This window comes from Rhizobium sp. 2MFCol3.1 (assembly GCF_000377565.1).
Classification (GTDB): Bacteria; Pseudomonadota; Alphaproteobacteria; order Rhizobiales; family Rhizobiaceae; genus Rhizobium.
Map to the genome: position 1 here is coordinate 237329 of NZ_KB898354.1, position 26387 is coordinate 263715.

Sequence of the window (26387 nt, forward strand, 5' to 3'; positions counted from 1 at the left end):
AGCTTTTGGCTGGCTTCAATCACCAAAATGAAAAGTCCGCCACCATCGTGCGGCGGACTTCCGTTTTTCGATCTTCGCGATCAGACCTGCATGGCGCCGGGGCCGGGGATGGCCTTTGGCGGCACCTTGCCGAGGATGATCATGCCGAGCACTTCGTCCTTGGTCACGTCCTCGGTGCGGGCGTGGCCGACCACCTGGCCGTTCTTCATGACGGAGACGCGGTCGGCGAGGTCGAAGACGTCGTGGATGTCGTGGCTGATCAGGAAGATGCCGATGCCTTCCTTCTTCAATTGCTTGATCAGCTCGCCCACCTGCGCCGTTTCCTGCGGACCAAGGGCTGCCGTCGGTTCGTCCATGATGAGGATGCGGGCGTTGAAGAGGATGGCGCGGGCGATCGCAACCGATTGCCGCTGGCCGCCGGAGAGCGCCTTCACCGGTTCCTTGAAGCGGCGGAAGTTGGGGTTGAGGCGGCCCATCACCTCGCGGGTGGAGGCCTCCATGGCGACGTCGTCGAGCGTGCCCCACTTGGTGCGGATCTCGCGGCCCAGATAGAGGTTGGCGGCGGCGTCGACGTTATCGGCGACGGCAAGCGTCTGGTAGATCGTCTCGATGCCGTATTTCTTGGCGTCGCGCGGGTTCTTGATATCGGCGGGTTCGCCGTCGATCATGATCTCGCCGCTGTCGCGCTTGTAGGCGCCCGAGAGGATCTTGATGAGCGTCGACTTGCCGGCGCCGTTATGGCCGAGAAGGGCGACGACTTCGCCGGGGTAGAGATCGACCGAGGCGTTGTCCACGGCGTGGATGCCGCCAAACGAGATCGAGATGTTCTTCAGTTCCACGAGAGGAGTGTTCGGGCTTGGGGAAGTGCGTTGATCAGTCATATCCAGGCTCCTCTTACTTCGACCGCGAGCGATAGACGGTGTCGAGCCAGACGGCAACGACGAGAACCGCGCCCACGACGACGTTCTGTATGGGGGTATCGACGTTTGCGAGACCCATGCCCGACTGCAGCGACTGCATGACGAGCGCGCCGAGCATGGCGCCGGCGATCGTGCCGGTGCCGCCGGCAAGCGACGTGCCGCCGATGACGGCCGCCGCGATGGTGTAGAGCTCGTAGGTCGTCCCTTGCGAGTTGGCGGCGGCGTTGAGGCGGGCGGTGGAGATCGCCGCGGCAACGGCTGCCAGGAAGCCCATCAGCGCGAAGATGCGCACCGTCACCCAGCGGGTCTTGATGCCGGCGAGCTCGGCCGCTTCAGGGTTGCCGCCGATCGCGAAGACATAGCGGCCGAAGCGCAGGCGGGTGGCGATGAAGGTCATGACGATGCCGACGAGAACGGCGATCAGCACCGGCACGGCGATGCCGTAGGAGATGAAGAGCCCCGTTTCCGGCCATGCGATGGCGTTGGCTTCGGCGTATTTCTTGGCGATCGCCACCGGCCAGTAATAGATGGTCGAGACCCAGATGGCGCCGAGCACCAGCGCGCAGCCGAGAACAACCAGGAAATACTCGGCCCAGAGCGGCCGGCGCGGGAAGTTGAAGCGCTTGCGTTGGTGGCGTGAGCTGATGATGCCGACGATGATCAGCACGCAGGCGATCAGCCCGATGATCCAGCTCCATGTGGCGCCGACGGAGCCTTCGGCACCGCCGCCCATGATGCGGAAGGTGGTGTCGAGGGGGGCGACCGTCTGGCCCGATGTCACGTACCAGGCAAGGCCGCGCCAGGCGAGGAAGCCGCCGAGCGTGACGATGAAGGAGGGGACGCCCAGGAAGGCGATGATGACGCCCTGGAAGAGACCGATCAGCGTGCCGGCGATCAGCCCGCAGATCAGCGTGATCAGCCAGGTCCAGGAATTGTCGAAGCCGAGATATTGCGGCAGGAACTTCGCCTGGACGACGCCCATGATCATGGCGACAAGGCCGAGCATCGAGCCGATCGACAGGTCGATGTTGCGGGTGACGATGACGAGCACCATGCCGGTCGCGAGAACCGCGATCTCGGTGGTCTGGACCGAGAGGTTCCAGAGGTTGCGCGGCGTCAGAAACAGTCCGCCGGTGTAGAGATGAAAGCCGATCCAGATGACCAGAAGTGCCGCGACCATGCCGAGCAGGCGCGTGTCGATCTCGGTGGCGCGCAGGAAGCGCGTGAAAGGGTTACCCTCCGCCGAGCGCGGATGGCTCGATGAGGATTGCGTGATGTTTGCCATGGGTTTGCCGTTTCCCCCATTGTTTGGGCTCTGGCGCGGGCGCCCGAAAGCCCTTGCCGAGGTGCCCTGTTCTTCAAATCGACCACCGAGAGACTTCCGAAGCGGCCGCGTGGGGTGCGGCATCGTTGCGGCAGGGAATCAAAGCGTTCGCGGTGCGTTGCGAGGCGGGGAGCGCTTCAGTTAGGCTCCATCCGCATCCGGCGCCGCGGCGAGATCGCCACGGCGCCGGTGTGTTGGCTCAGCTGGCGAGGATTAGTCGCAAGCCTTGACGCTGCCGGCCTTTACGCCCTGGCAAGCTTCAGCCTTGGTGATCCAGCCTGCGTCGATGACGACGTTCAGGTTGTCCTTGGTGATCGCCTGCGGCTTCAGGAAGATGGACTGCATCTTCACCTTCTTCGGACCGCCTTCGAAGGCGGTTACGCCGTCGATCTTGTCCATGGTCTTGCCGCCGGCGAGGTCGAGCGCGATTTCAGCAGCGCGCTTGCCGAGTTCGCGGCTATCCTTCCAGACGGAAACCGTCTGGGTGCCGAGCGCGATGCGGTTGAGCGCTGCCTTGTCGGCATCCTGGCCGGAGACCGGAACGGTGCCTGCCATGCCCTGTGCGTCGAGAGCAGCAACCGCGCCGCCGGCCGTGCCGTCGTTGGAAGCAACAACGGCGTCGACCTTGTTGTTGTTGGCGGTCAGGAACTGTTCCATGTTGCGCTGGGCGTTCTGCGGCAGCCAGCCGTCTGTGTAGGCTTCGCCGACGTTCTTGATCTTGCCCGCGTCAACGGCAGCCTTCAGCACTTCCATCTGGCCGGCGAACAGGAAGTCCGCGTTCGGGTCGGAAGACGAGCCCTTGATGAAGACGTAGTTGCCTTCAGGCTTGACCTTGAACACGCCTTCAGCCTGCAGGCGGCCGACTTCCTTGTTGTCGAAGGTGATGTAGAAGGCAGCCGGGTTTTCGATCAGGCGGTCGTAGCCTACGACCGGAATGCCTTCAGCGGCAGCCTTTTCGATGGCCGGGCCGATGGCATCGGAATCCTGGGCGAGAACGATGAGGGCGTTGGCGCCCTGCGAGATCAGCGATTCAACGTCGGTCAGCTGCTTTGCGGCGGACGACTGGGCATCAGCGGAGATGTACTTGGCGCCCTTGGCTTCGAGCGCCTTCTTGATGGCGGCTTCGTCGGTCTTCCAACGCTCTTCCTGGAAGTTGGACCACGAGACGCCGACCACGAGGTCGGCAGCCATTGCGGCGGTATGCACCGATACGAGGATGGCAGCACCTGCCATCAGCTTCAAAACATGCTTCATAATATCCTCCCGAATAGAATGCGGCCAGCCCCAGCCAGTGGTTCCTCCGGCCGCCGCGATGTGCTGTCGGGAAAGGTTTTCATTATTTTCTCGACAGTCGAGAAATTAAGTGTCAGAGATTTTTTCAACTGTCAACACCGCACTACCTGTGAATGATCTCTCACGTGGAGGTTGTTGGAGATACGGTGTGAACGAGGGGTGGAATGCACGCGGGAATAGGGCGGCCTTCATGCTGACCAGATCGAGCACGGAACTGGTGCGCCAGCGCAACAGCGTGCTGGTGCTTGCCGCGCTGAGGCGTCATGGCGCGCTGTCCCATACCGAAATAGCTGATTTCACCGGACTTTCCTCGGCAACGATTTCGGCGATCACCGCCGATCTTGAGAAGGGCGAGGTGATCGAGAAGTCCGAGCAGCAGGCGGCGAGCGGCCGAGGACGGCCGCGCGTGCAGTTTCGGCCGCGGCGCGACAGCGGCTATCTGATCGTTGTCATCATTTCGTCGGATGGCGTGCAATATTCGCTGGTGGATTACGCCGGTACGCTGATCGACCGTTTCGCTGAGGACCGCTCGCACGATCCCGATGGCGCGGCTCGATTCGCAGATGCTGTTGGTGATGGGCTGGAGCGGCTGCTCGAGCGCTCGCGCCTGTCGCGTGACAAGATCAAGCTGATCTCGATCAGCAGCAAGGGGCTGGTGAGCTCGGATGACGCCGTGCTTCTGTGGTCGCCGATCTTCGGCAGCGACCGGATCGATTTCGAGGCGGCGCTGAGGCCTGTTTGGCAGGCTAAGATCATCCTCGACAACGAGACGCTGCTGGTTGCCGCAGCGCTTGGCGCGCGCGAGGATGCGAGCAATCCAGATGGGCTGCGGTCGCTGGCGGCCTTGTCGCTGGGGCACAGCATCGGGCTCGGGATCGTCCGCAATGCGGGGCCGGCGGAGCGGGAGATTTCGGCGCCCAATTTCGGGCACATGCTGCATATGGCCAATGGCGGTCTTTGTCGGTGTGGGAGCCGGGGATGCATCGAGGCCTATGCCGGCTTCTACGCGATCTTGCGCATGGCCTTCGAAGTGCCTGACGATACGATCCCGGCGAAGTTTGTGCCCGTCGGCGAACTGGACAAGATCGCGGCGCGGGCGCGCCAGGGTCACCGGATGTCGGCCTTTGCCTTCCGGCAGGCGGGGCTGGCGCTCGGAAACGGGCTGTCGCGGCTGCTCAGCCTCACCGAGCGGATGCCGGTTGCGATCACCGGGCCCGGCACACGCTATTACGATCTGCTGAGGCCGGGGATAGAGGAGGGGCTTGCCCAGTCGCACATGGTCAGGATGCAGGGCATGCCCGAACTGCGCGTCGTCTTTGACGAGCCGTTGCTCGTGTTCGAGGGGCATCTCAACCGGGCGCTATCCGTCATAGACGGCGATATCGTCCAGGGTGGGTTCGGCTAAGCCGCGGATGTCCTGCGCCGGGTGAGCGTCCTGCCGATCTTCTGCCCCTGCATCTCGATGAACCTGTGACCTACGGCTGACAGCGCGTAGACGATCGGGATGGTGATGACGATGGAGAGCAGAAAGCGCTGGAAGTTGCTGATGTCGTGGCCGTGCGCCTTGATCAGGTAGGCGATGACGGGTTGCATGACCAAGAGGTGGATCAGATAGGCGCCGAAGGAGAGTTCGCCGAGCTCGTGGCAGAACCTGTTGCCCATGAAATCGGAAATCCGGTTCAGCGGGTTTGCAAGCGGGCGGGGCAGATGCGCGTGGAAGATCAGTGCGAAGAAGGCCACCACAAGCCCGAGGCGAACGACTTCACGCATGACGGTCATGCCGCCGCCGATCGGGATCGCCACGAAGGCCAGTGCCAGCAGGAAGTGGACGAGGGCGCGTGGGGTCGAGGCGTTGAGCGCGCCGGCGAGCAGCATGCCGGATGTGAAGACGTGCATCTTCAGTGGCAGGAAGGCCGGCATGGGGAAGTTTATGCCGACGAGGCGGAGCGCCATGGCGATCGCAACGCCGGCGACAACCACGCCGATGCTCCCGCGCAGCCAGCCGAGCCTATGGATGAAGAGCATCAAGAAGGGCAGGACGGCGTAGAACTGCATCTCGAGGCTGATGCTCCAATCCGGCAGCGGTGTGCGGAAGGCGTGCGCCGGCGACAGGCCGAAGAGGAAGCTCACATGCAGCAGCACATTCTCGAGGCTGCCGTCGAGATAGCGCTCGGGCTGCTGAGGGGTGACCTCGAGGAAGTGGTCGATCACCATGCGGCTTTCGAAAATGACGGGGCCGAGAGCGATGGCGATCGCCAGCATCACGTAATAGAGCGGGGCGATGCGGAAGAAGCGGCGGGTCCAGAAATTCGACCATGTCGAGATCTCCGACCACGGCTCCTTGTCCTGGCGCAGCTGATAGTGAAACACCATCAGGAAGCCGGAGAGCATGATGAATAGATCTACGCCGAGATCGGGGTCGCCGATCAGTGGCAGATGCCATCCGGTGAGCAGCATAGCGTGCCCAATCAGCACCCATAAAGCGGCGATGCCACGCAAGCCGTCGAGGCTGCCAATTCGCCCGGAAGAGCCCGAAATTTCCGCCATCTATTGGTCACCCAGTTCGTCGGAGGTCGCATGAATGGCCCGAAAACTGAAGGAAACCAATGGCTAATCAGAGGCTATAGGCGCTGTAACAAACGTCGGACGTGCGGAAAATTTGCTAATATACAAAGGCAGACAATGCACTTGCGAGGGCCGCGCCACGGTGCGTTTTGTGATCGAACCACGCGAATGTTACAGGCGGCGTCAGAGAGTAGGGCGGTGACGGCGACTGCGCCGGAGGCAAAAACGAGAAATGGCCGGGTTGGGCCCCGGCCATCTCCTATGTGGCTTTCGGTCGGGAGAAAACCGTCAGCCGATCTTGATCAGCTTGCCTTCCTTGACGGACTGGACGGCCGCGTCGGCAAGCACGAGGGCGGCGAGGCCATCGGCGCCCGAGGGGGAGATCTTGGCGCCCTTTTCGATGGCGGCGATGAAGCTTGCGATCTCGTTGGCATAGGCTTCGGTGTAGCGGGTCATGAAGAAGTCGTGCAGCGGCGGGCGGGTATAGCCTTCGCCATTGGCGACTTCGATCGAGACGGCGCGCTGGTTTTCGGCCGAGACCATGCCCTTGGAGCCGTGCACCTCGATGCGCTGGTCGTAGCCATAGGTGGCGCGGCGGGAGTTTGAGATGATCGCCTGCTTGCCCGACTTGGTCTGCAGGATGACGGAAACGCTGTCGTAGTCGCCGGCCTCACCGATCGCCTTGTCGACGAGGACGGCGGCGGTTGCGGTGACGGCGACCGGCTCTTCGCCGAGCAGGAAGCGGGCCATGTCGAAATCGTGGATCGTCATGTCGCGGAAGATGCCGCCGGAACGCTTGATGTAATCGACAGGCGGGGCACCCGGATCGCGCGAGGTGATCGTCACCATCTCGACGTCGCCGATACGGCCATCGTCGATCGCGCCGCGCACGGCCATGAAGTGCGGGTCGAAGCGCCGGTTGAAGCCGACCATCAGCTTGCCCTTGGTCTCGTCCACCACCTTGATGCAGGCCTTGACGCGCTCGACGGAGAGATCGACGGGCTTTTCGCAGAAGATCGCCTTGCCCGCGCGGGCAAAGCGCTCGATCAGGTCGGCATGGGTGTCGGTCGGCGTGCAGATGACGACGGCGTCGATATCGCTGGCGGCTTCGATCGCCTCGATGGTGCGGACTTCGCAGCCGTAAGCGGATGCGATGGCGTTGGCGGCTTCTGGAAAGGCATCGGCGACGGCAACGAGCCTTGCATTGGCATCGCCGCTGACCGCCTTGGCGTGAACCTTGCCGATACGACCGGCGCCGAGAAGACCAAATCTGACTGTCATGAAAACCTCCCTTGAATTCGGCTTGCCTTCTCGCGGAATGGATGGGCCGAATTTATCTCCTTGTGGAATTTTCATTCCATTTTATCCGCGCGTCGTCAAGGCCGTGGGCCTTTCACATTTCAAGAAACCACCTTAAAGACGTGTAACAGTTTTACATGTGGGAATGAGATGCAACTGATCGATCCAAACCATCCGGCCTACCGCGCGCTTTGGGTGCGCGTCCTCATCGTCGCGGTCTGCTTCGGCTGGACCGGGGTCGAGGCCTTGTGGGGCGATCCCTTCTGGGCGGTGCTGGCGGCCGGCGCCGGCGCTTATGCCGCCTACGTGCTGCTCTGGTCCTACAAGCCGGCAGACCCTAACGTGGAAAAAGCGGCTGTCGAAGAAAAGACGGCCGAGCCTGCCGAAACGCAGGACGCTCCCAAGAACGACGCGTAATCAGCGTCTGGCGCTTCTCGTCTTGCGGCGGATCGCCTCGTCGATCAATTGATTGGCGATGGTCATGCGCTTGGTGGCGTTGTCGCGAAACTGCGGGTGAACGCGATCGGGATGATTGGCCTTCGCGAAGCCGCGTCGCTTGTCGCTGAGGCTCTGGACCGTGTCGTTCGCCGAGATCGCCAGTTCGGCGGCGATTTCAGGCAGCGCCGTGCGGGCGAGGTGCTCCGGCATCACTGGTTCGGGCTCGATCTCGGGGAGTGGCTCGGCCACGGGCTCGGGCGAGGGCTCGGGCGGCGGAGCAGCGTCGGTCGTCTCTCGCTGCGTTTCGAATTCCAGATTGTCGAAATAGGCTTGGCCGGGCCGCGCCGAGGGTGCGGAGACACCCTCCATCACGTCGAAGGCGAGGCCCGTCGTGAAGCCCGGCATGCGGTGCGAGACGGGAGCGGCCTCTTCCATAGCGTCGCCATCCTCTTCCTTCAGCCGATCGAGCACCGACTGGAACAGCGATTGTCCGAATAGCATGGAGCCTCCCTTGCGCGAATGCGCATAGAACGCGACCAACATGGCGTGGGGCTTGTGAGGCCCCATCCAGGCATTCAGGTCCCGCCCTTCCGGCTCTCCGCCAGCACCAGATCGTAAAGCAGCCGCGCGCTCGGGGGCAGGGCGCGTTCCCTTGCGGTGATCAGGCTGTAGGGCCGGACGTTGATCTCGAAATCGATCGGCAGCACGCGCACATCCGAGGCGCGCGAGCGTTGCGCCGCCAGGAAGTGGGCGACGTCGATGGCGATCGGGGCGATCGCGTCGGTCTGGCAGATAATCGCGCAGGTGAGCAGCAGGGACGAGGTGTTGACGATATTTTCCGGCACGGCAACGCCGCGCGACAGGAACATGTCCTCGATCGTGCGTCTCAATAATGTGCCGGGCGGCTGGAAGACCCAGTCATAGTCCGTGAGGTCGGCCATGGTCGCCACACCCTTCTGTAATAGAGGGTGCCCGCTGCGCACGATCAGGCAGGCGCGCTCGACGCCGATCTCCTGCACCTCGAAAAGTCGCGGGTTGAGATCGTCCGGGATGCGGCTGATGACGAAGTCGTGGCGGGCGGCCAGAAGTTCGCGGGCGAGCACGTTGCTGGTCTCGACCTGGATGTTGACCTCGATGCCGGGAAGCGCCGTGCGGATCTGCTTGATGGCGGGGACGACGAGGCTCATGGCGGGCGCCGTCACCGCGCCAATGAAGACCGATCCGCCCTTGCCGGATCTGAGCTCGGCGATCTCGCGGCTTGCCTCCCTGAGTTCCAACATGATCTTGCGCGCACGCCTTGCGAGTGCCTCGCCGAAGGTGGTGAGCACCACGCCACGGGCAACGCGCTCATAAAGCGGAGTCTTAACAATCGTCTCCATTTCCGACAGCATTCGCGACGCGGCAGGCTGTGAAATGTTAAGTGCTTCGGCAGCCGCCGAAATCTGGCCGCTATCTTCGATTGCGACGATCATGCGCAGGTGATTCAGCTTGAGTCCCGACCGCAGAAGGCCGTCATCCCCAAAAATCTCTGTCTGTATATCCACGTTTTCTAATGCCACATGCCCTGAATTGCTCGACATGGTTGCAGCCTCCCCACTGCTCTCCATCAAAAGTAATACTTTTTAACGATATACCAAATTTGTTATGCCTTTTGCCACTTATTCTATTTGACAGTTATAGGAATCCATACCAGTTTGCCGCCGTGTGCTGGTTGGCACTCAACACGTGTGAGAGCGTGGAGGAGACCTACTTCGTTTCTCGCTATTGAAGTATTATCCAATACGAAACCCGCCACAGTTCGGGGTGGGCGAGGAGTCGCCCGCGCATTTATTAACTTAGGGAGAGAGAGATGAAATCCATTATCTCATTGATGGCAGCTGCCGCGTTCGGCGTTGCTTCGTTCGTTATGCCGGCTGTTGCCGCTGACAAGGGTCTCGTCGGTATTGCCATGCCGACCAAGTCGTCCGCTCGCTGGATCGACGACGGCAACAACATCGTCAAGCAGCTCCAGGACGCCGGTTACACGACCGACCTGCAGTACGCAGACGACGACATTCCGAACCAGCTGTCTCAGATCGAGAACATGGTCACGAAGGGCGCGAAGGTTCTCGTCATCGCTTCGATCGACGGCACCACGCTGTCGGACGTGCTGCAGAAGGCTGCTGACGCCGGTATCAAGGTCATCGCTTACGACCGCCTGATTCGCGATTCGGCCAACGTCAGCTACTACGCAACCTTCGACAATTTCCAGGTCGGCGTTCTTCAGGCCGGCACGATCGTCGACAAGCTCGGCCTCAAGGATGGCAAGGGCCCGTTCAACATCGAGCTCTTCGGTGGTTCGCCTGACGACAACAACGCCTTCTTCTTCTACGATGGCGCAATGTCCGTCCTGCAGCCTTACATCGACTCGGGCAAGCTCGTCGTAAAGTCCGGCCAGACCGGCATGGACAAGGTCGGCACGCTGCGTTGGGACCCGGCAACGGCCCAGGCTCGCATGGACAACCTGCTGTCGGCTAACTACACCGACGCCAAGGTTGACGCCGTTCTGTCGCCTTACGATGGTCTGTCCATCGGCATCATCTCCTCGCTCAAGGGCGTAGGCTATGGTTCTGGCGATCAGCCGCTCCCGGTCGTTTCCGGCCAGGACTCGGAAGTTCCTTCCGTCAAGTCGATCATCGCAGGCGAGCAGTATTCCACGATCTTCAAGGATACCCGCGAACTGGCGAAGGTTACCGTTGCCATGGTTGATGCCGTCATGTCCGGCAAGGAGCCTGAAGTCAACGACACCAAGACCTACGACAACGGCGTAAAGGTCGTTCCGTCCTACCTGCTGAAGCCGGTTGCCGTCACCAAGGAGAACTACAAGACCGTTCTCGTCGACAGCGGCTACTACAAAGAAGACCAGCTGAAGTAATCTGACGAACGCCGGAATCCGCGCTTTCGCGCGCGGGTTCCGGTTTCCGATTTTTAGAACGCCAGGCCGATCTTACGGCCACGGCGCTGGAATTTTGATCATGGAAAATACACTCCTCGAAATGCGGAACATCACCAAGACGTTCCCGGGCGTAAAAGCGCTCGAGAATGTGAACCTCAAGGTTCGCCAGGGTGAGATACACGCAGTTGTGGGGGAAAACGGGGCCGGCAAGTCGACCCTGATGAAGGTTCTTTCCGGTGTCTATCCCTCGGGCACCTATGATGGGGAGATCTTCTACGACGGCGACGTCCGCAATTTCAAAGTCCTGAAGGACTCCGAAGAAATCGGCATCGTCATCATTCACCAGGAACTGGCGCTCGTACCGCTGCTCTCGATCGGGGAAAACATCTTCCTCGGCAACGAGAATGCGAAGAGCGGCGTCATCAGCTGGGAAACCACCTTCAACCGCACCAAGCAGCTGCTCGCCAAGGTGGGCCTGCGCGAATCTCCGAACACGCTCGTGACCGACATCGGCGTCGGCAAGCAGCAGCTCGTCGAAATCGCCAAGGCTCTGTCCAAGAGCGTCAAGCTGCTCATTCTCGATGAACCGACCGCGTCGCTCAACGAAAGCGATTCCGATGCGCTGCTGAACCTCCTGATGGAGTTCCGCAAGCAGGGCATCACGTCGATCATCATCTCGCACAAGCTCAACGAGATCCGCAAGGTCGCCGACCAGATCACCGTTCTGCGCGACGGCATGACCGTCAAGACGATGGACTGTCACAAGGAAGAGATCAGCGAGGACACCATCATCAGAAACATGGTGGGTCGCGATCTCGAAGACCGCTATCCGCCACGCTCGGTGCCGATCGGCGAAACCATCTTCGAAGTGAAGAACTGGAATGCGTTTCACCAGCAGCATCGCGACCGCCAGGTTCTGCACGACATCAACATCAACGTCCGCAAGGGCGAGGTGGTCGGCATCGCCGGCCTGATGGGTGCCGGCCGTACCGAGTTCGCGATGAGCGTGTTCGGCAAGGCGTACGGCCACAAGATCACCGGCGAAGTCTATGTCGACGGCAAGCAGGTCGACACCAGCACCGTTCGCAAGGCGATCGATGCCGGTCTGGCCTATGTGACCGAAGACCGCAAGCATCTCGGTCTCGTGCTCGCCGACAACATCATGCACAACACGTCGCTCGCCAATCTGGCGGGGATTTCGAACAGCACCGTGATCGACGGCATCAAGGAAAGCAGGGTCGCGACCGACTACCGGTCGAAGCTGCGCATCCGTTCGTCGGGCATCTACCAGGAGACGGTGAACCTTTCGGGCGGGAACCAGCAGAAGGTGGTTCTGTCCAAGTGGCTGTTCTCCGATCCCGACGTGCTGATCCTCGACGAGCCGACCCGCGGTATCGACGTGGGTGCAAAATACGAAATTTATACTATCATCAACCAGCTTGCTGCCGATGGAAAAGGCGTTCTGATGATCTCGTCGGAAATGCCGGAACTGCTTGGCAACTGCGACCGCATCTATGTGATGAACGAAGGTCGCATCGTCGCTGAACTGCCGAAGGGCGAAGCGAGCCAAGAAACCATCATGCGCGCCATTATGCGCTCTGGGGAGAAGAAACAATGACTCCTGTCAACCCGACCAGCCACGAGGAAAGCAACGTCGTTTCCGTCGTCGATTACATCCGCGGCAACATTCGTGAATACGGCATGCTCATCGCGCTCGTCGCGATCATGGTGTTCTTCCAGTTCTACACCGGCGGCATCCTGTTCAGGCCGGTCAACCTGACCAACCTCGTTCTCCAGAACTCGTTCATCGTCATCATGGCGCTCGGCATGCTGCTGGTCATCGTGGCCGGCCATATCGACCTTTCGGTCGGCTCCATCGTCGCCTTCGTCGGCGCGCTGGCGGCGATCTTTACCGTCTCCTGGGGCATGAACTTCTGGCTCGCGGCCTTGCTTTGTCTGGCGATCGGCGGCGTCATCGGCGCGGCGCAGGGCTATTTCATCGCTTATCACCGTATTCCGTCCTTCATCGTGACGCTCGCCGGCATGCTGGTGTTCCGCGGCCTGACGCTCACGGTTCTCGGCGGCAAGAACATCGGTCCGTTCCCGAAGGAATTCCAGATCATCTCCACCGGCTTCCTGCCCGGCGACATGGTCGACATCTTCGGCGTACCGACGCAGATCACCTCGCTTGTGCTCAGCGTCATCCTGCCGGTCATCCTGTTCTATCTCGCCTGGCGCCGCCGCAAGGTGAACGAAAGCCACGGCATCGACGTCGAGCCGATGGGCTTCTTCATCGCGCAGAACGTCATCGTTTCGCTGGCGATCGTGGCGCTCGGCTACCTGCTGTCGACCTATCGCGGCCTGCCGAATGTGCTTGTCGTCATGCTGGTGCTGATCGCGGCCTATGCTTTCGTCACGCGCCGCACGACCATCGGTCGCCGCATCTACGCCATGGGCGGCAATGAAAAGGCCACCAAGCTCTCTGGTATCAACACCGAGCGCCTGAGCTTCTTCACCTTCGTCAACATGGGCGTTCTCGCCGGTCTCGCCGGCATGATCGTGGCGCTTCGCCTGAACTCGGCGACGCCGAAGGCCGGCGTCGGCTTCGAGCTTGACGTCATCGCGGCCTGCTTCATCGGCGGTGCTTCGGCATCCGGCGGCGTTGGCAAGATCACCGGTGCCGTCATCGGCGCGTTCATCATGGGCGTCATGAACAACGGCATGTCGATCGTCGGTCTCGGCATCGACTTCCAGCAGATGGTCAAGGGTCTCGTGCTGCTCGCAGCCGTCTTCTTCGACGTCTACAACAAGAACAAGGGCTAAGCGCTTCGGCGCTGCCCACCTATTTGCAGTGACTTGAATTCGCAGTGACATGAACTTGTAATCCGGCTCCCTCGGGAGCCGGAATGGCGGAGCACATTCCGCGCAATGGAAAAAAGGATGAAGACCGTGCTTATTTCGCAGATCAAGGGTTCGAACGGAGAGATCGTCGTCGCCGTGCGCGAGCCGGGCGGTACCGCGAAAGCCGTCAACAATGCCGGCAGCGTCTATGCGCTCGCCATGGAAGCCGCAAACGGCGGCAAGTCGCTCGCATCGGTGATCGAGGCGCATGGCCTGGGTGACACCGTCGATCTCGAAAAGGCTTATGCCGAGGGTCGTTTCCTGGCCCCGATGACGCATCCTGATGCCGCGCACCTGCATCTGACGGGCACGGGCCTGACGCATCTGGGCTCCGCCGCGACGCGTGACAGCATGCACAAGAAGACCTCCGAGGCCGCGGAAGAAACGCTGACGGACTCGATGAAGATGTTCAAGATGGGCCTCGAGAACGGCAAGCCGAAGGCCGGCGAAAAGGGCGTTCAGCCCGAGTGGTTCTACAAGGGCAACGGCTATGGTGCGGCCGCTCCTGGCGCCGCACTCGTCTCCCCATCCTTCGCGCTCGATGGCGGCGAAGAGCCGGAGATGGCCGGCATCTACGTGATCGCTGAAGACGGCACGCCGTTCCGCATCGGCTTCGCGCTCTCCAACGAGTTTTCCGACCACGTCACCGAGCGCCAGAACTATCTCTACCTCGCGCACTCCAAGCTGCGTCCGGCAAGCTTCGGCCCCGAGATCCGCATCGGTGCGGCGCCTGAGGATATCCGCGGCACCTCGCGCATCAAGCGCGGCGATAAGGTGATCTTCGAGAAGCCCTTCCTGTCGGGCGAAGCGAACATGTCGCACACCTTTGCCAACCTTGAGTACCACCACTTCAAGTACGGCCTGTTCCGTGTGCCCGGCGACGTCCACGTCCACATGTTCGGCACGGCGACGCTGTCGTTTGCCGAAGGCATCAAGACGGAAGAGGGCGACGTGTTCGAGATCGAGGTCGCAGACTTCGGCCTGCCGCTGCGCAATCCGCTGAAGATCGACGCCGAAGAAGAGATCGTCGTCAAGCAGCTCTGATTTCTCAGCTCTGGTTTCTAGGGCCCGGCGCATTGGCTGTCGGGTCATTCTTTCATAAGCGGTAAAGGAGGCTTGCAGGGCCCATGACCATTTATCAGAACCTGATCGCCGGCGAGTGGATCGGCTCGGACGCAACCAAGAACATCAACCCGTCGGATACGAACGAAGTCGTCGGCCTCTATGCCGATGGTTCGGCAGAAGACACCAAGAACGCGATTGCCGCTGCCAAGGCCGCATTCCCGTCCTGGTCGCGCTCCGGCATCTGGGAGCGCCACGTCATCCTGAAGAAGGCTGGCGACGAGATCATGGCCCGCAAGGACGAGCTTGGCGCGTTGCTTGCCCGCGAAGAGGGCAAGACCCTTCCCGAGGCGATCGGCGAGACCATTCGCGCCAGCCAGATCTTCGAATTTTTCGCAGGCGAAGTGCTGCGCCTTGCCGGTGAAACCATTCCGTCTGTGCGCCCGAACATCGGCGTCGAGATCACCCGCGACCCGCTCGGCGTCATCGGCATCATCACGCCCTGGAACTTCCCGATCGCCATTCCGGCCTGGAAGATCGCGCCTGCGCTCTGCTACGGCAACACCATCGTGTTCAAGCCGGCCGAGCTGGTTCCGGCCTGCTCCTGGGCGATCGTCGATATCCTCCACCGCGCCGGCCTGCCGAAGGGTGTTCTGAACCTCGTCATGGGCAAGGGCTCGGTCGTTGGCCAGGCCATGCTCGACAGCCCGGATGTCGCCGGCATCACCTTCACCGGCTCCACCGGCACGGGCAAGCGCGTCGCCGCGGCATCGCTCGAGCATAACCGCAAATTCCAGCTCGAAATGGGCGGCAAGAACCCCATGGTCGTTCTCGACGACGCCGACCTCAATGTCGCCGTCGAAGCTGCCGCCAATTCCGGCTTCTTCTCGACCGGCCAGCGTTGCACCGCGTCCTCGCGCCTGATCGTCACCGAAGGTATCCACGACAAGTTCGTGGCAGCGCTTACGGCCAAGCTCGAAACGCTTATCGTCGACAACGCGATGAAGTCAGGTACGCATATCGGCCCCGTGGTCGATGAGAAGCAGCTGAAGACCGACACCGACTATATCGAGATCGGCAAAAAGGAAGGCGCCAAGCTTGCCTTCGGCGGCGAGGTTCTGAAGCGCGACACGCCCGGCTTCTATCTGCAGCCGACGCTGTTTACCGAAGCCACCAACCAGATGCGCATCTCCCGCGAGGAGATCTTCGGACCCGTCGTCTCCGTCATCCGTGTGAAGGATTACGAAGAGGCGCTGGCGACGGCCAACGACACGCCGTTCGGCCTGTCCTCTGGCATCGCGACGACCAGCCTCAAGCATGCGACGCACTTCAAGCGCAACGCCGAGGCCGGCATGGTGATGGTCAACCTGCCGACGGCGGGTGTCGATTTCCACGTTCCGTTCGGCGGCCGCAAGGGCTCTTCCTACGGCCCGCGCGAGCAGGGCAAGTACGCCGCCGAATTCTACACATCCGTCAAGACCAGCTACACGCTGGCCTGACGTCAAAATAGCGATACGGGCCGTCGCGAGGACGGCTCGGCATCCCTCAAAAGGCAGAAGACAATGTTTAAAAAAGCGGAATGGCCGCGCAAGCTCAGGTCGCAGGAATGGTACGGCGGTACCAGCCGTGACGTCATCTATCATCGCGGCTGGATGAAGAACCAGGGTTACCCGCACGACCTGTTCGACGGACGCCCTGTCATCGGCATTCTCAACACCTGGTCGGACATGACGCCGTGCAACGGCCATCTGCGCGAGCTGGCGGAGAAGGTGAAGGCCGGTATCTGGGAGGCTGGCGGCTTCCCGATGGAAGTTCCCGTCTTCTCGGCATCCGAAAACACCTTCCGCCCGACCGCGATGATGTACCGCAACCTCGCGGCGCTCTCGATCGAGGAAACCATTCGCGGCCAGCCGATGGACGGCTGCGTGCTGATGGTCGGCTGCGACAAGACCACGCCGTCGCTTTTGATGGCGGCTGCCTCCGTCGACCTGCCGTCGATCGTCGTCACCGGCGGCCCGATGCTGAACGGCTACTTCCGCGGCGAGCGCGTCGGCTCCGGCACGCATCTCTGGAAGTTCTCCGAAATGGTGAAGGCCGGCGAGATGACGCAGGCCGAGTTCCTCGAAGCCGAAGCGTCGATGAGCCGTTCGTCCGGCACCTGCAACACCATGGGCACCGCGTCGACGATGGCGTCGATGGCTGAAGCGCTCGGCATGGCGCTTTCGGGCAATGCCGCGATCCCGGGCGTTGATAGCCGCCGCAAGGTGATGGCGCAGCTTACCGGCCGCCGCATCGTGCAGATGGTCAAGGACGACCTGAAGCCGTCAGACATCATGACCAAGCAGGCCTTCGAAAACGCGATCCGCACCAATGCGGCGATCGGCGGTTCGACCAATGCGGTCATCCACCTGCTGGCCATGGCCGGCCGCGTTGGCATCGACCTGACGCTCGACGATTGGGACCGTTGCGGCCGCGACGTGCCGACGATCGTCAACCTGATGCCATCGGGCAAGTACCTCATGGAAGAGTTCTTCTATGCTGGCGGCCTGCCTGTCGTCATCAAGCGTCTCGGCGAAGCCGGCCTGCTGCACAAGGATGCGCTGACCGTTTCGGGCGAAACCATGTGGGAAGAGGTCAAGGACGTCGTCAACTGGAACGAAGACGTCATCCTGCCGGCCGAAAAGGCGCTGACGCAGTCGGGCGGCATCGTCGTCCTGCGCGGCAACATGGCGCCGAAGGGCGCCGTCCTGAAGCCGTCCGCTGCTTCGCCGCATCTGCTCACGCATCGCGGCCGCGCCGTGGTGTTCGAGGATATCGACGACTACAAGGCCAAGATCAACGACGACAATCTCGACATCGACGAGACCTGCGTCATGGTCATGAAGAACTGTGGTCCGAAGGGCTACCCGGGCATGGCCGAAGTCGGCAACATGGGTCTGCCTCCCAAGGTGCTGAAGAAGGGCATCACCGACATGGTGCGCATCTCGGATGCCCGCATGTCCGGCACCGCCTATGGCACCGTCGTTCTGCACACCTCGCCGGAAGCCGCCGTCGGCGGCCCGCTCGCCGTCATCAAGAACGGCGACATGATCGAGCTCGACGTGCCGAACCGCCGCCTGCATGTCGATATCTCCGATGAAGAGATGGCGCGTCGCCTGGCCGAGTGGAAGCCGCAGCACGAGCTGCCGACCTCGGGCTATGCGTTCCTGCACCAGCAGCATGTCGAAGGTGCCGACACCGGCGCCGACCTCGACTTCCTCAAGGGATGTCGCGGCAGCGCGGTTGGCAAGGACAGCCACTAAGCGGTCGTTTCGACCGGATGAATTGAAGAGGAGGCGGGGCGAAAGCTCCGCCTTTTCCGTATCCGGGAAGCTGGGAACTTATAGTTAAAGATTTAATAAAATCGTGTTAGCTTGACCTCGTACTGCAAATGACGACGAGGCCAGACATGCGCAAGCCCGCGCCGAAGACCACCCATCACGACGCCGACGGGACCGAGACGGAAGACAATCGCCAGCTGGTGAACCGTCTGCTCGAGAACGCGCAGCGTGAGGTGAGGGCGGAGGCGCCTGCTGCCGTAGAAGAGGTCCGCGAAACGCGCCATTCGGTGCTCGAGATCGCCGTCCTCGTCTGCTTCATACCCTTCTACTGGCTCTACTCGCTGGCGACCCGCCGCACGGCTGAAAAATACGAGAGCCTCTGACCCGCCTTCACGATCCGCTCCGAAGAGACCATTGCGCTGGTCAACTGATATCGCTGCCTTATGTGTCCTGACATAGGCAACGAACGCGGGAGGAGCGCGTAATGGCAAAGAACACGATTTGCGTATGGTACGACAAGGATGCCGAGGAGGCCGCGCGCTTCTACGCGAAGACGTTTCCTGACAGCTCCGTCGGGAAGATCACGCGTGCACCGGGCGATTACCCCTCGGGCAAGGAGGGGCAGGTGCTCGTCGTCGAGTTCACCGTCGCCGGCGTTGCCTGTATCGGCCTCAATGGCGGCCCCGTCTTCAAGCACAACGAAGCCTTCTCATTCCAGATTTCCACCGAGGATCAGGAAGAGACCGACCGCTACTGGAACGCGATCGTCGGCAATGGCGGCGAGGAGAGCGCCTGCGGTTGGTGCAAGGACAAATGGGGCGTATCATGGCAGATCACGCCGCGCGTGCTGACGGAGGCGATGAACGCCGGCGGCGCCGAGGCCAAGCGCGCCTTCGATGCGATGATGGACATGGGCAAGATCGACGTTGCGGCGATCGAGGCTGCCCGCCGGGGCTAGTCCAGGACTTCGCTCATTTCTTCTTCGCACCACTCGTCACCGGGAACGAAATTGGCCGTCCTGCCGTTATCGCCACGGGAGAACGTTCATGCCAGGAGTGCGGAAATTGATTGTATTGAGCGCGTTCAACATCGACGGCAGCGGCGCTCTGGTGCACGCGTTCGAGCCACGCCGGATGAAGCGCGAGGACACCGCTGTCTATGTCGCCGAAACGATGGTCAATGATTATGCCGGTGTGGTTGTCTGGTGCCGCGAGGCTAATGTCGCGGTTGGCGAAGAGGGGCCGTCGGTCATTCTGTTCCAGTCGGGCAAGGTTCTGGAATTCGATTGATCTGGCAGCCGCACGGTTGCGGCCGCCGATGCTCTTCAGCTCTGGGACTGACTCTGAGATTGCCCCTGGTCGGCGACCTTGACGATCACCTGCAGCTTTTCGCCCGGCGTGCCGATGCGCATGCCCGAGACGGGCGCGGCATCCTTGTAGCAAAGGCCGGTGGCGATGCGGACATAGCGCTCGTCCGGGCAGATCTTGTTGGCGGGATCGAAGCCGACCCAGCCGAGACCCGGAATATGGGCCTCTGCCCAGGCATGCGTTGCCGCCTGCTCGATCTTCTCTTCCATCATCAGATAGCCGGAGACGTATCGCGCGGGAACGCCAAGCGCGTGGGCGGCCGCGACGAAGATGTGGGCGTGGTCCTGGCAGACGCCTGTCTTCTTTTCCAGCGCCTGCTCGGCCGTGGTCTCGACGTCGCTGGTGCCGGGCTGGTAGTTCACCGTCTCGTGGATGGCGCCCATCAGCGCATGCATGCGGCCAAGCTCGTTGTCGCCGCTGACGCCCTTGATGAGCTCCTTTACCAGCTTGCCGGGCTTGGTGCGCGGCGTGTCGCGCAGGAAAAGCCACAGCGGGCAGAAGCCGGTGTGCGGGCCGGTGACGCCGTTCAGATCCTCGGTTTCGACCTCGCCCTCGGCGACGATGCGCGTCACCTGCTGCTCGCCTTCCAGCGACACCAAGTTGACGTGGTTGCCGAACTGGTCGTCATACTCGACTTCAGGCTTGGCGCCCTCGACATGCAGCGACCAGCTCAGCACCTTTTGGCCGGGGCCTGATGGCGGCGTCAGCCGCAGACGCTGAAGCGAGAAGGCGGAGGGTTCGTCGTAGCGGTATTCGGTGACGTGGCTAATCTTCAGTTTCATGTCGCGACCCGCCTATGCGTAGAACCGGTAACCGTCGGAAATTTCCTTTCCGAGCTGGTTGTTGCGTGAGACGAAGTCCTCGAGGAACTCGTGCAGGCCCTGATCCATGATGTCCTTGATCGCCTGCTTCTTCAGCGATTGGCGGATGGCGTCGGCGGTGTCGTGCGCCTTCAGCCGCTCGCCGTAATCGGTGGCGAGGTGGCCGAGTTCGCTGGTGATCTTCTCGTAGCAATAGGCGAGCGACCGCGGCATCTGGCCGTTGAGGATCAGGAAGTCGGCGATGTTGGTGGCGCGGTATTCGCCGTCATAGGCCCAGCTGTAGGAGCGGTGGGCGGAGACGGAGCGCAGGATCGATTCCCACTGGACGTTGTCGATCGAGGTGCCGACGGCGGAGACGGCCGGCAGCAGCACGTAATATTTCACGTCGAGGATGCGGCTGGTGTTGTCGGCGCGCTCGATGAAGGTGCCGATGCGGGCGAAGTTGTAGAGCTCGTTGCGCAGCATGGAGCCGTGCAGCGCGCCGCGGATCAGGCCGGCGCGGTGCTTGATGACGTCGATCGCCTGCGGCAGATCGGCCGGCTTCAGCCGCTTCGACAGGAGCTCCTTGAGCTCGATCCAGAACTCGTTGGTCGCTTCCCAGGTCTCGCGGGTGAGCGCCGTGCGCACCATGCGGGCGTTGTTGCGGCCGAAATCGACGCAGGACATGACGCTCGACAGGTTGGTGCGGTCGCGCAGCAGGTAGTCGATGGCATCAGGGCCGGTGAGCTTCGAATGGCCCTCGTCATAGGCTTCGCGGACGCCGGCGCTCTGCAGCACGCCGTCCCAGTTGTCGTCGCTGCCGCTGCTTCTGGTGAGCGACATGCGGATGCCGGCATCGATCAAGCGCGCGATATTCTCGGCGCGCTCGAAGTAACGGAACATCCAGTAGAGGCCGTTTGCGGTTCTTCCGAGCATCAGATCAATCCTCCAATACCCAGGTGTCTTTGGTGCCGCCGCCCTGGCTGGAATTGACCACCAGCGAGCCCTGCTTCAGCGCCACGCGGGTGAGGCCGCCGGGAATGATCTGCACCTTGTCGGAGACCAGCACGTAGGGGCGCAGGTCGACGTGGCGCGGCGCGATCCCCTTGTTGACGAGGATAGGCACGGTCGACAGCGAGAGCGTCGGCTGGGCGATGTAGTTGCTCGGCTTGGCGCGCAGCTTCTCGGCGAAATCGGCGCGTTCCTTCTTCGACGCGGTCGGACCGACCAGCATGCCGTAGCCGCCGGAGCCGTGCACTTCCTTGACGACGAGTTCTTCCAGGTGCTCCAGCACGTATTTCAGGCTGGACGCCTCCGAACAGCGCCAGGTCGGCACGTTTTCGAGAAGCGCCTTGCGGCCGGTGTAGAACTCGACGATCTCCGGCATATAGGAATAGATCGCCTTGTCGTCGCAGATGCCGGTGCCCGGCGCATTGGCGATGGTGATGTTGCCGGAGCGGTAGACATCCATGATCCCGGGGATGCCGAGGGCGGAATCCGGGCGGAAGGTCAAGGGATCGAGGAAGTCGTCGTCGACGCGGCGATAGAGCACGTCGATCGCCTCGTAGCCACGCGTGGTGCGCATCTTTACCTTGCCGTCGATGACGCGCAGATCCGAGCCTTCGACCAGCTCGACGCCCATCGTGTCGGCGAGGAAGGAGTGCTCGTAGTAGGCGGAGTTGTAGATGCCTGGTGTCAGCACCGCGACGCGCGGCTTGCCCTTGCAGCCGGGAGGGGCGAGCGAGGCGAGCGACTGGCGCAGGAGATAGGGGTAATCCTCGACCGGGCGCACCTTGTTCTCGTGGAACAGCTCCGGGAACATGTGCATCATCGTCTCGCGGTTTTCCAGCATGTAGCTGACCCCCGAGGGCGTGCGGGCATTGTCTTCCAGAACGTAGAACTGATCTTCGCCGGTGCGCACGATATCGGTGCCGACGATGTGGGTGTAGACACCGCCTGGCGGGCGGAAGCCGATCATCTCGGGCAGGAAGGCATCGTTCTTCTCGATCAGCTCGCGCGGAATGCGTCCGGCGCGGATGATCTCCTGCTTGTGATAGATGTCGTCGAGAAAGGCGTTGAGCGCGATGACGCGCTGCTCGATGCCCTGGGCCAGCTTACGCCATTCGCGGCCGGAGATGACGCGGGGGATGATGTCGAAGGGGATGAGCTTTTCAGAACTGTCGGCGTGGCCATAGACGGCGAAGGTGATGCCGGTCTTGCGGAAGATGTTTTCCGCATCGCGGGATTTGGCGATCAGATGAGCGCGATCCTGATTATTGTACCACTCAAAGTATTTTTCATATGGCTGTCGAGGGCTTTCGTCCCCGGTGATCATTTCATCAAATGCCAAAGGTGTGGCTCCCCTTTTTTCTTCATTTGAGTACAACGGAGAAAGCAATGCAAGAACCATGCTCAGTTCAAACGGAAGATTCATAAAATCATAGCTATCGGCGAAAATAGCCGAAAAACTGAGCATTTCCGGGAAGGTAGCGCCGGGCCGACAAAGAGCAATTGTATCTCGTCGCTTAAAACATGAGCATGTGATTATTTTCCACGCGCGGCGCGATTCATTTTCGGGCGATCGGGATGTCGGAGCCGTTTTTTGCGGCTTCAATGAAACTTACAATAAGCATCAACGCTTCGCCTTTGACTGCCGGCACCCGCAGCGGCTATCTCGGCCCATTTCCGTTTTCCAAGGCCGCCCATGTCGCTCGATCGCCTCGCACCCGCCATCTTCGTTCTCCTGTGGTCCACCGGCTGGGTGGTGGCGAAATATGCGGCCATCCATTCCGAGCCCTTCACCTTTCTCGCCATTCGCTTCGCGCTGTCGGCGATCGCGTTCCTGGCGCTCTGTCTCGTGCTCAGGGTGCAATGGCCAGGCAAGGCGGTGATGTGGAGAGCGATCTACTCGGGGCTCTTCCTGCACGGTTTTTATCTCGGCGGCCTGTGGTGGGCGATCGCCAATGGCGTGCCGGCGGGTATCTCCGGCATCATCGCGGCGCTGCAGCCGCTGTTGACGGCGATGGCGGCTCCGCTTCTGATCGGCGAAAGGCTGCAGCCGGCGCAAAAGGCCGGGCTCGCGCTCGGCTTCGTCGGCATTGCGATCGCCATCTCGCCGAAGCTCTTCGACCCCGCCAACGCCAATCTCGCACATGCCCTCGTGCCGCTCGCCATCAACCTCCTGGCAATGGCGTCGGTCACCTATGGAACGCTCTATCAGAAGAAGCATCTGCAAGCTGGCAATCTGCCTGCCATCGCGACGCTGCAATATGTCGGCGCGCTCATCGTCAGCGTGCCGTTGATGCTGAGCTTTGAACGCATGCATTTCGACGGATCGGCAACGGCGGTCGCGGCCCTCGTCTGGTCGGTCTTCGGCCTGTCGATGGGCGGCGTCGGGCTGCTTCTCTATCTGATCCGGCGCGGGCAGGTGTCGCGCGCGGCATCGCTGATCTATTTGATGCCGCCGACCGTGGCGCTCGAGGCCTTCATCGCCTTCGGAGAACCGCTGACCGTGCCACTCATTGTCGGCACCATCGTGGTCGTCACCGGCGTCTATCTGACCAACCGGCAGGCAACTGCGCCGCTGCGCGAGCAGGCGCAGTAGGGCCAGCGAGTAGTCACAAAAAAACGGCGGGATCTCTCCCGCCGTTCGTTGTTCAAAGGCTTTCAAAGCTTACGCGCGTTCGCGACGCTGGCCGCCATTGCCGCCGCGCGAGGGGCCGCCGCGGCGGTTGCCGCCGTTGCCTTCGCGACGTTCACCACGTTCGCCACCGGCGTTCTGCTGTGCGCCACGGTCTTCGCCATGCTTGCGGGGGCGGCCCTGGCCGTTGCGGGGCGCATTGCGGGCGCCGCCGCCGGGCTGGTGACGGTTGGCGTCGCCATGTGCGTGGTTGCCGTGCTGCGGGCGCTGCTGCTTGCGAGCCTGGCCTGCGCCACGGAAATCCGAGGTCGAGGCAAGATCGTTGTCAGGGCCTGCCGTCACCGGCGCGACTTCGCCGCGACGCTGGCCGCGGAAATCCTCGTTGCGCTGCGTCTGGCGTTCCGGACGGGGACGACGCTCACGGCGTTCCTCGTTGGCGCGGACTTCATCGCCAGCTTCCGGGCGCGGACGGCGCTCGGGGCGACCGGCGCGGGCGTTGCCACGGCCTTCGCCACCCCTGCCTTCACCATTGCGACCTTCACCACCACGACCCTGGCCCTGGCCACGGTGGCCATTGCCATTGCCGCGCTTCGGCGCCGCGTTCATGTTGGCCGGTGCTTCGCCAGAGGCAACCGCGATCGAGATGTTCATCAGGCGCTCGATATCGCGCAGCAGACGGGTTTCATCCGGAGCGCAGAAAGCGATCGCGATACCATCGCGGCCGGCGCGGGCCGTACGGCCGATACGGTGAACGTAGGCGTCGGGCACTTCAGGCAGATCGTAGTTGTAGACGTGGCTGACGGCCGGGATGTCGATGCCGCGGGCGGCGACGTCGGTCGCGATCAGCGTCTTGATGTCGCCGTCCTTGAAAGCCTTCAGCGCGCGCTCGCGCTGACCCTGGCTCTTGTTGCCGTGGATCGAGGCGACGGAGTAGCCGACGTGCTCGAGGTGCTTCATCAGCTTCTCGGCGCCGTGCTTGGTGCGCAGGAAGACGATGGCGCGGCCATCGGGGTTTTCGGAGAGCGACTTCTTCAGAAGGTCGGTCTTGTCGTTCTTGCCGTTGACGAAGTGAACATACTGCTCGACCTTGTCGGCAGCCTTGCCCGGAGGCGTCACTTCGACCTTGACCGGGTCGGTCAGGAAGTCGGCGGCGAGATCGGCGATCGCCTTCGGCATGGTGGCGGAGAAGAGCATCGTCTGGCGACGCTTCGGCACCATCTTGGAGATCTTACGGAGATCATGAACGAAGCCGAGGTCGAGCATCTGGTCGGCTTCGTCGAGCACGAGGTAGCGCACGGCGGTGAGGCCGATGGCGCGGCGGGCAACGAGATCGAGCAGGCGGCCGGGGGTGGCGACCAGGATGTCGGTGCCTTTTTCAAGCTGTAGCTGCTGCTTGTTGATCGACACGCCGCCGACGACGACGTTGATGCGCAGATGCGACTTGCGCAGGAAGTTCTTCAGGTTCTGGGCGATCTGGTTCACCAGTTCGCGGGTCGGCGCCAGGATCAGCGTACGGGTGGTACGGTTGTCGGGGCGGCGTTCTTCCGGGATCAGCTTTTCGATCAGCGGCAGGCCGAAGGCGGCCGTCTTGCCGGTGCCGGTCTGGGCGAGGCCGATCAGGTCGCGGCCTTCGAGAAGAAGCGGGATCGCCTTTTCCTGGATGGGGGTCGGCGTTTCGATGCCGAGCTGGAACAGTGTGGCGACGATCGGCTTGGAGACACCAAGCGATTCAAAATTGGTCAAGTCATAACCTTTTCAGGGGCGCCAAAACAATACCGCCGGAACGCGGGTTTGCGGTCCGGTGTTACTCTGGCGTCAAGAACCCCGCGTGAAGTGGGAACTTGTCTTGTTGGAAAAAGCTTTCCAGCGCTTCTGCCGCGTCCCTTGGGATGCGGTCCATTCGAAATGCGCTTTTGTCCTTCTTCCTGCATCCTATTTGCTGGCAGGGGCACGCTCACGCGGCGGCCGGAAGGTGAAAGCTGGCCTGCATTTGGTCTAGTTCGGCCGGAAAGTCAAGGGGAGGGGCGCAAAAGGCCGAGCAGGGCCACGGCGCGGACGAGGTGTCACGCGCGCCGTTGTCGGGCGATCGGCTGAAATGTCAGTACGGGCAGACGCGAACGCGGTAGGCCTCGCCCCATCCATTGCGCCGCCATTCGAGATGGCAGGTGCGATAGGGCTGGGCATAATGCGTGCGGTAGACCGGATAGGCGCGGTAGGGCCGGTATGCCCTATAGGGATATCCGTAGCGATAGCCATAGGCATAGGGGTAACCGTAGCCGTCGGGATAGCCATATGTGTAAGGGTAGGGGCGCAGCGCCTGCGACAGCAGCACGCCGCCGACGAAGCCGGCCGCGGCGCCGCCCCAGGCGTAATGTTCATGCGCCATCGCCGGCGAGGCTGAAGTCAGCGTCGCCGCGGTGAGTGTGAGCAGGATAGAGCCGGTTGCCATGCTTTTATGAAGTGCGGACATGTTCGCCTCCTATAGCGGAAGAGTTGTTCTTGGGGCCGGCAGCAGAAGATCGT

At 62.0% G+C, this 26387-nt stretch carries 24 protein-coding genes; 12 read left to right on the top strand and 12 right to left on the bottom strand.

Features of this window, described 5'->3' with window-relative positions:
• Positions 1–80 precede the first annotated feature (80 nt).
• The 3 genes from D460_RS0104040 to xylF form a co-directional block, all read right to left on the bottom strand.
• Positions 81–881, bottom strand: a complete 801-nt coding sequence (locus D460_RS0104040) for an ATP-binding cassette domain-containing protein (RefSeq protein ID WP_026282772.1) — start codon at positions 879–881, stop codon at positions 81–83.
• A gap of 13 nt (positions 882–894) precedes the next feature.
• Positions 895–2205, bottom strand: a complete 1311-nt coding sequence (locus tag D460_RS0104045; protein ID WP_018897225.1) for a sugar ABC transporter permease — start codon at positions 2203–2205, stop codon at positions 895–897.
• A gap of 252 nt (positions 2206–2457) precedes the next feature.
• The gene (gene xylF, locus D460_RS0104050) at positions 2458–3498 is read right to left on the bottom strand and encodes a D-xylose ABC transporter substrate-binding protein (protein WP_018897226.1); all 1041 of its coding nucleotides are present in this window, start codon (positions 3496–3498) and stop codon (positions 2458–2460) included.
• A 229-nt stretch (positions 3499–3727) separates the two neighbouring features.
• Here xylF and D460_RS0104055 point away from each other — a divergent pair, with 229 nt between their 5' ends.
• On the top strand, positions 3728–4942 hold the full coding sequence (locus D460_RS0104055; protein ID WP_018897227.1) for an ROK family transcriptional regulator: 1215 nt from the start codon (positions 3728–3730) through the stop codon (positions 4940–4942).
• On the opposite strand, the gene D460_RS0104060 is transcribed toward D460_RS0104055, so the two are convergent.
• Both D460_RS0104060 and iolG read right to left on the bottom strand, forming a co-directional pair.
• Positions 4939–6084: an acyltransferase gene (locus D460_RS0104060; RefSeq protein WP_018897228.1), complete on the bottom strand. Its 1146-nt coding sequence runs from the start codon at positions 6082–6084 to the stop codon at positions 4939–4941. The genes D460_RS0104055 and D460_RS0104060 overlap by 4 nt on opposite strands.
• Before the next feature lie 306 nt (positions 6085–6390).
• A complete protein-coding gene (gene iolG / locus D460_RS0104065) occupies positions 6391–7383 on the bottom strand; it encodes an inositol 2-dehydrogenase (RefSeq protein WP_018897229.1) in 993 nt (330 codons plus the stop codon).
• 168 nt (positions 7384–7551) lie between these two features.
• Between iolG and D460_RS0104070 the strand changes: the two genes are divergently transcribed.
• Entirely contained in the window at positions 7552–7818 is a 267-nt protein-coding gene (locus D460_RS0104070) for a hypothetical protein (RefSeq protein ID WP_018897230.1), read from the top strand.
• Here D460_RS0104070 and D460_RS0104075 read toward each other — a convergent pair whose 3' ends face one another.
• Positions 7819–8340: a hypothetical protein gene (locus D460_RS0104075; protein ID WP_026282773.1), complete on the bottom strand. Its 522-nt coding sequence runs from the start codon at positions 8338–8340 to the stop codon at positions 7819–7821. It lies immediately after the preceding gene.
• Positions 8341–8414: 74 nt separating this feature from the next.
• Positions 8415–9446 (bottom strand): LysR family transcriptional regulator, encoded by a 1032-nt coding sequence (locus tag D460_RS0104080; RefSeq protein ID WP_112943870.1) that lies wholly within the window; start codon positions 9444–9446, stop codon positions 8415–8417.
• A gap of 242 nt (positions 9447–9688) precedes the next feature.
• On the opposite strand from D460_RS0104080, the gene chvE reads away from it, so the two are divergent.
• The 9 genes from chvE to D460_RS0104125 all read left to right on the top strand — a co-directional run bounded on the left by chvE (position 9689) and on the right by D460_RS0104125 (position 19346).
• A complete protein-coding gene (gene chvE, locus D460_RS0104085; RefSeq protein ID WP_018897233.1) occupies positions 9689–10753 on the top strand; it encodes a multiple monosaccharide ABC transporter substrate-binding protein in 1065 nt (354 codons plus the stop codon).
• Between the two features lie 100 nt (positions 10754–10853).
• A complete protein-coding gene (gene mmsA / locus D460_RS0104090; RefSeq protein WP_018897234.1) occupies positions 10854–12392 on the top strand; it encodes a multiple monosaccharide ABC transporter ATP-binding protein in 1539 nt (512 codons plus the stop codon).
• Entirely contained in the window at positions 12389–13597 is a 1209-nt protein-coding gene (gene mmsB / locus D460_RS0104095; RefSeq protein ID WP_018897235.1) for a multiple monosaccharide ABC transporter permease, read from the top strand. Before mmsA ends, mmsB begins: the two co-directional genes overlap by 4 nt.
• 126 nt (positions 13598–13723) lie before the next feature.
• Complete coding sequence (gene araD1 / locus D460_RS0104100; protein WP_026282774.1) at positions 13724–14719, top strand: AraD1 family protein; 996 nt, start codon at positions 13724–13726, stop codon at positions 14717–14719.
• A gap of 83 nt (positions 14720–14802) precedes the next feature.
• Positions 14803–16236 (top strand): aldehyde dehydrogenase family protein, encoded by a 1434-nt coding sequence (locus D460_RS0104105; protein WP_018897237.1) that lies wholly within the window; start codon positions 14803–14805, stop codon positions 16234–16236.
• A gap of 63 nt (positions 16237–16299) precedes the next feature.
• Positions 16300–18039: an L-arabinonate dehydratase gene (araD, locus tag D460_RS0104110; RefSeq protein WP_018897238.1), complete on the top strand. Its 1740-nt coding sequence runs from the start codon at positions 16300–16302 to the stop codon at positions 18037–18039.
• A gap of 146 nt (positions 18040–18185) precedes the next feature.
• Positions 18186–18440, top strand: a complete 255-nt coding sequence (locus D460_RS0104115) for a hypothetical protein (RefSeq protein WP_018897239.1) — start codon at positions 18186–18188, stop codon at positions 18438–18440.
• Positions 18441–18541: 101 nt separating this feature from the next.
• A complete protein-coding gene (locus tag D460_RS0104120; protein WP_018897240.1) occupies positions 18542–19015 on the top strand; it encodes a VOC family protein in 474 nt (157 codons plus the stop codon).
• 115 nt (positions 19016–19130) lie between these two features.
• Complete coding sequence (locus D460_RS0104125) at positions 19131–19346, top strand: hypothetical protein (protein ID WP_018897241.1); 216 nt, start codon at positions 19131–19133, stop codon at positions 19344–19346.
• Between the two features lie 35 nt (positions 19347–19381).
• Here D460_RS0104125 and D460_RS0104130 read toward each other — a convergent pair whose 3' ends face one another.
• Genes D460_RS0104130 through D460_RS0104140 form a run of 3 tightly spaced genes read right to left on the bottom strand, consistent with a single transcriptional unit; the run spans position 19382 to position 22574 of the window.
• Positions 19382–20206 carry a transglutaminase family protein gene (locus tag D460_RS0104130; RefSeq protein ID WP_018897242.1) on the bottom strand — a complete coding sequence of 275 codons (825 nt, stop codon included), beginning with the start codon at positions 20204–20206 and terminating at the stop codon, positions 19382–19384.
• 12 nt (positions 20207–20218) lie between these two features.
• A complete protein-coding gene (locus D460_RS0104135) occupies positions 20219–21160 on the bottom strand; it encodes an alpha-E domain-containing protein (protein ID WP_018897243.1) in 942 nt (313 codons plus the stop codon).
• A 4-nt stretch (positions 21161–21164) separates the two neighbouring features.
• Positions 21165–22574 carry a circularly permuted type 2 ATP-grasp protein gene (locus D460_RS0104140; RefSeq protein ID WP_018897244.1) on the bottom strand — a complete coding sequence of 470 codons (1410 nt, stop codon included), beginning with the start codon at positions 22572–22574 and terminating at the stop codon, positions 21165–21167.
• 354 nt (positions 22575–22928) lie between these two features.
• Here D460_RS0104140 and D460_RS0104145 point away from each other — a divergent pair, with 354 nt between their 5' ends.
• Positions 22929–23828, top strand: coding sequence for a DMT family transporter (locus D460_RS0104145; RefSeq protein WP_018897245.1), 900 nt, complete (start codon positions 22929–22931; stop codon positions 23826–23828).
• Between the two features lie 69 nt (positions 23829–23897).
• Here the strand turns inward: D460_RS0104145 and D460_RS0104150 are convergent, their stop codons facing one another.
• Positions 23898–25607, bottom strand: a complete 1710-nt coding sequence (locus tag D460_RS0104150; RefSeq protein WP_018897246.1) for a DEAD/DEAH box helicase — start codon at positions 25605–25607, stop codon at positions 23898–23900.
• A 355-nt stretch (positions 25608–25962) separates the two neighbouring features.
• Complete coding sequence (locus D460_RS0104160) at positions 25963–26334, bottom strand: hypothetical protein (protein WP_018897248.1); 372 nt, start codon at positions 26332–26334, stop codon at positions 25963–25965.
• Positions 26335–26387: the final 53 nt, after the last annotated feature.

Coding starts and splice junctions, on each gene's coding strand:
- D460_RS0104040 (WP_026282772.1), bottom strand. CDS start 881: ATGACTGATCAACGCACTTCCCCAAGCCCGAACACTCCTCTCGTGGAA.
- D460_RS0104045 (WP_018897225.1), bottom strand. CDS start 2,205: ATGGCAAACATCACGCAATCCTCATCGAGCCATCCGCGCTCGGCGGAG.
- xylF (WP_018897226.1), bottom strand. CDS start 3,498: ATGAAGCATGTTTTGAAGCTGATGGCAGGTGCTGCCATCCTCGTATCG.
- D460_RS0104055 (WP_018897227.1), top strand. CDS start 3,728: ATGCTGACCAGATCGAGCACGGAACTGGTGCGCCAGCGCAACAGCGTG.
- D460_RS0104060 (WP_018897228.1), bottom strand. CDS start 6,084: ATGGCGGAAATTTCGGGCTCTTCCGGGCGAATTGGCAGCCTCGACGGC.
- iolG (WP_018897229.1), bottom strand. CDS start 7,383: ATGACAGTCAGATTTGGTCTTCTCGGCGCCGGTCGTATCGGCAAGGTT.
- D460_RS0104070 (WP_018897230.1), top strand. CDS start 7,552: ATGCAACTGATCGATCCAAACCATCCGGCCTACCGCGCGCTTTGGGTG.
- D460_RS0104075 (WP_026282773.1), bottom strand. CDS start 8,340: ATGCTATTCGGACAATCGCTGTTCCAGTCGGTGCTCGATCGGCTGAAG.
- D460_RS0104080 (WP_112943870.1), bottom strand. CDS start 9,446: ATGGAGAGCAGTGGGGAGGCTGCAACCATGTCGAGCAATTCAGGGCAT.
- chvE (WP_018897233.1), top strand. CDS start 9,689: ATGAAATCCATTATCTCATTGATGGCAGCTGCCGCGTTCGGCGTTGCT.
- mmsA (WP_018897234.1), top strand. CDS start 10,854: ATGGAAAATACACTCCTCGAAATGCGGAACATCACCAAGACGTTCCCG.
- mmsB (WP_018897235.1), top strand. CDS start 12,389: ATGACTCCTGTCAACCCGACCAGCCACGAGGAAAGCAACGTCGTTTCC.
- D460_RS0104105 (WP_018897237.1), top strand. CDS start 14,803: ATGACCATTTATCAGAACCTGATCGCCGGCGAGTGGATCGGCTCGGAC.
- araD (WP_018897238.1), top strand. CDS start 16,300: ATGTTTAAAAAAGCGGAATGGCCGCGCAAGCTCAGGTCGCAGGAATGG.
- D460_RS0104115 (WP_018897239.1), top strand. CDS start 18,186: ATGCGCAAGCCCGCGCCGAAGACCACCCATCACGACGCCGACGGGACC.
- D460_RS0104120 (WP_018897240.1), top strand. CDS start 18,542: ATGGCAAAGAACACGATTTGCGTATGGTACGACAAGGATGCCGAGGAG.
- D460_RS0104130 (WP_018897242.1), bottom strand. CDS start 20,206: ATGAAACTGAAGATTAGCCACGTCACCGAATACCGCTACGACGAACCC.
- D460_RS0104135 (WP_018897243.1), bottom strand. CDS start 21,160: ATGCTCGGAAGAACCGCAAACGGCCTCTACTGGATGTTCCGTTACTTC.
- D460_RS0104145 (WP_018897245.1), top strand. CDS start 22,929: ATGTCGCTCGATCGCCTCGCACCCGCCATCTTCGTTCTCCTGTGGTCC.
- D460_RS0104160 (WP_018897248.1), bottom strand. CDS start 26,334: ATGTCCGCACTTCATAAAAGCATGGCAACCGGCTCTATCCTGCTCACA.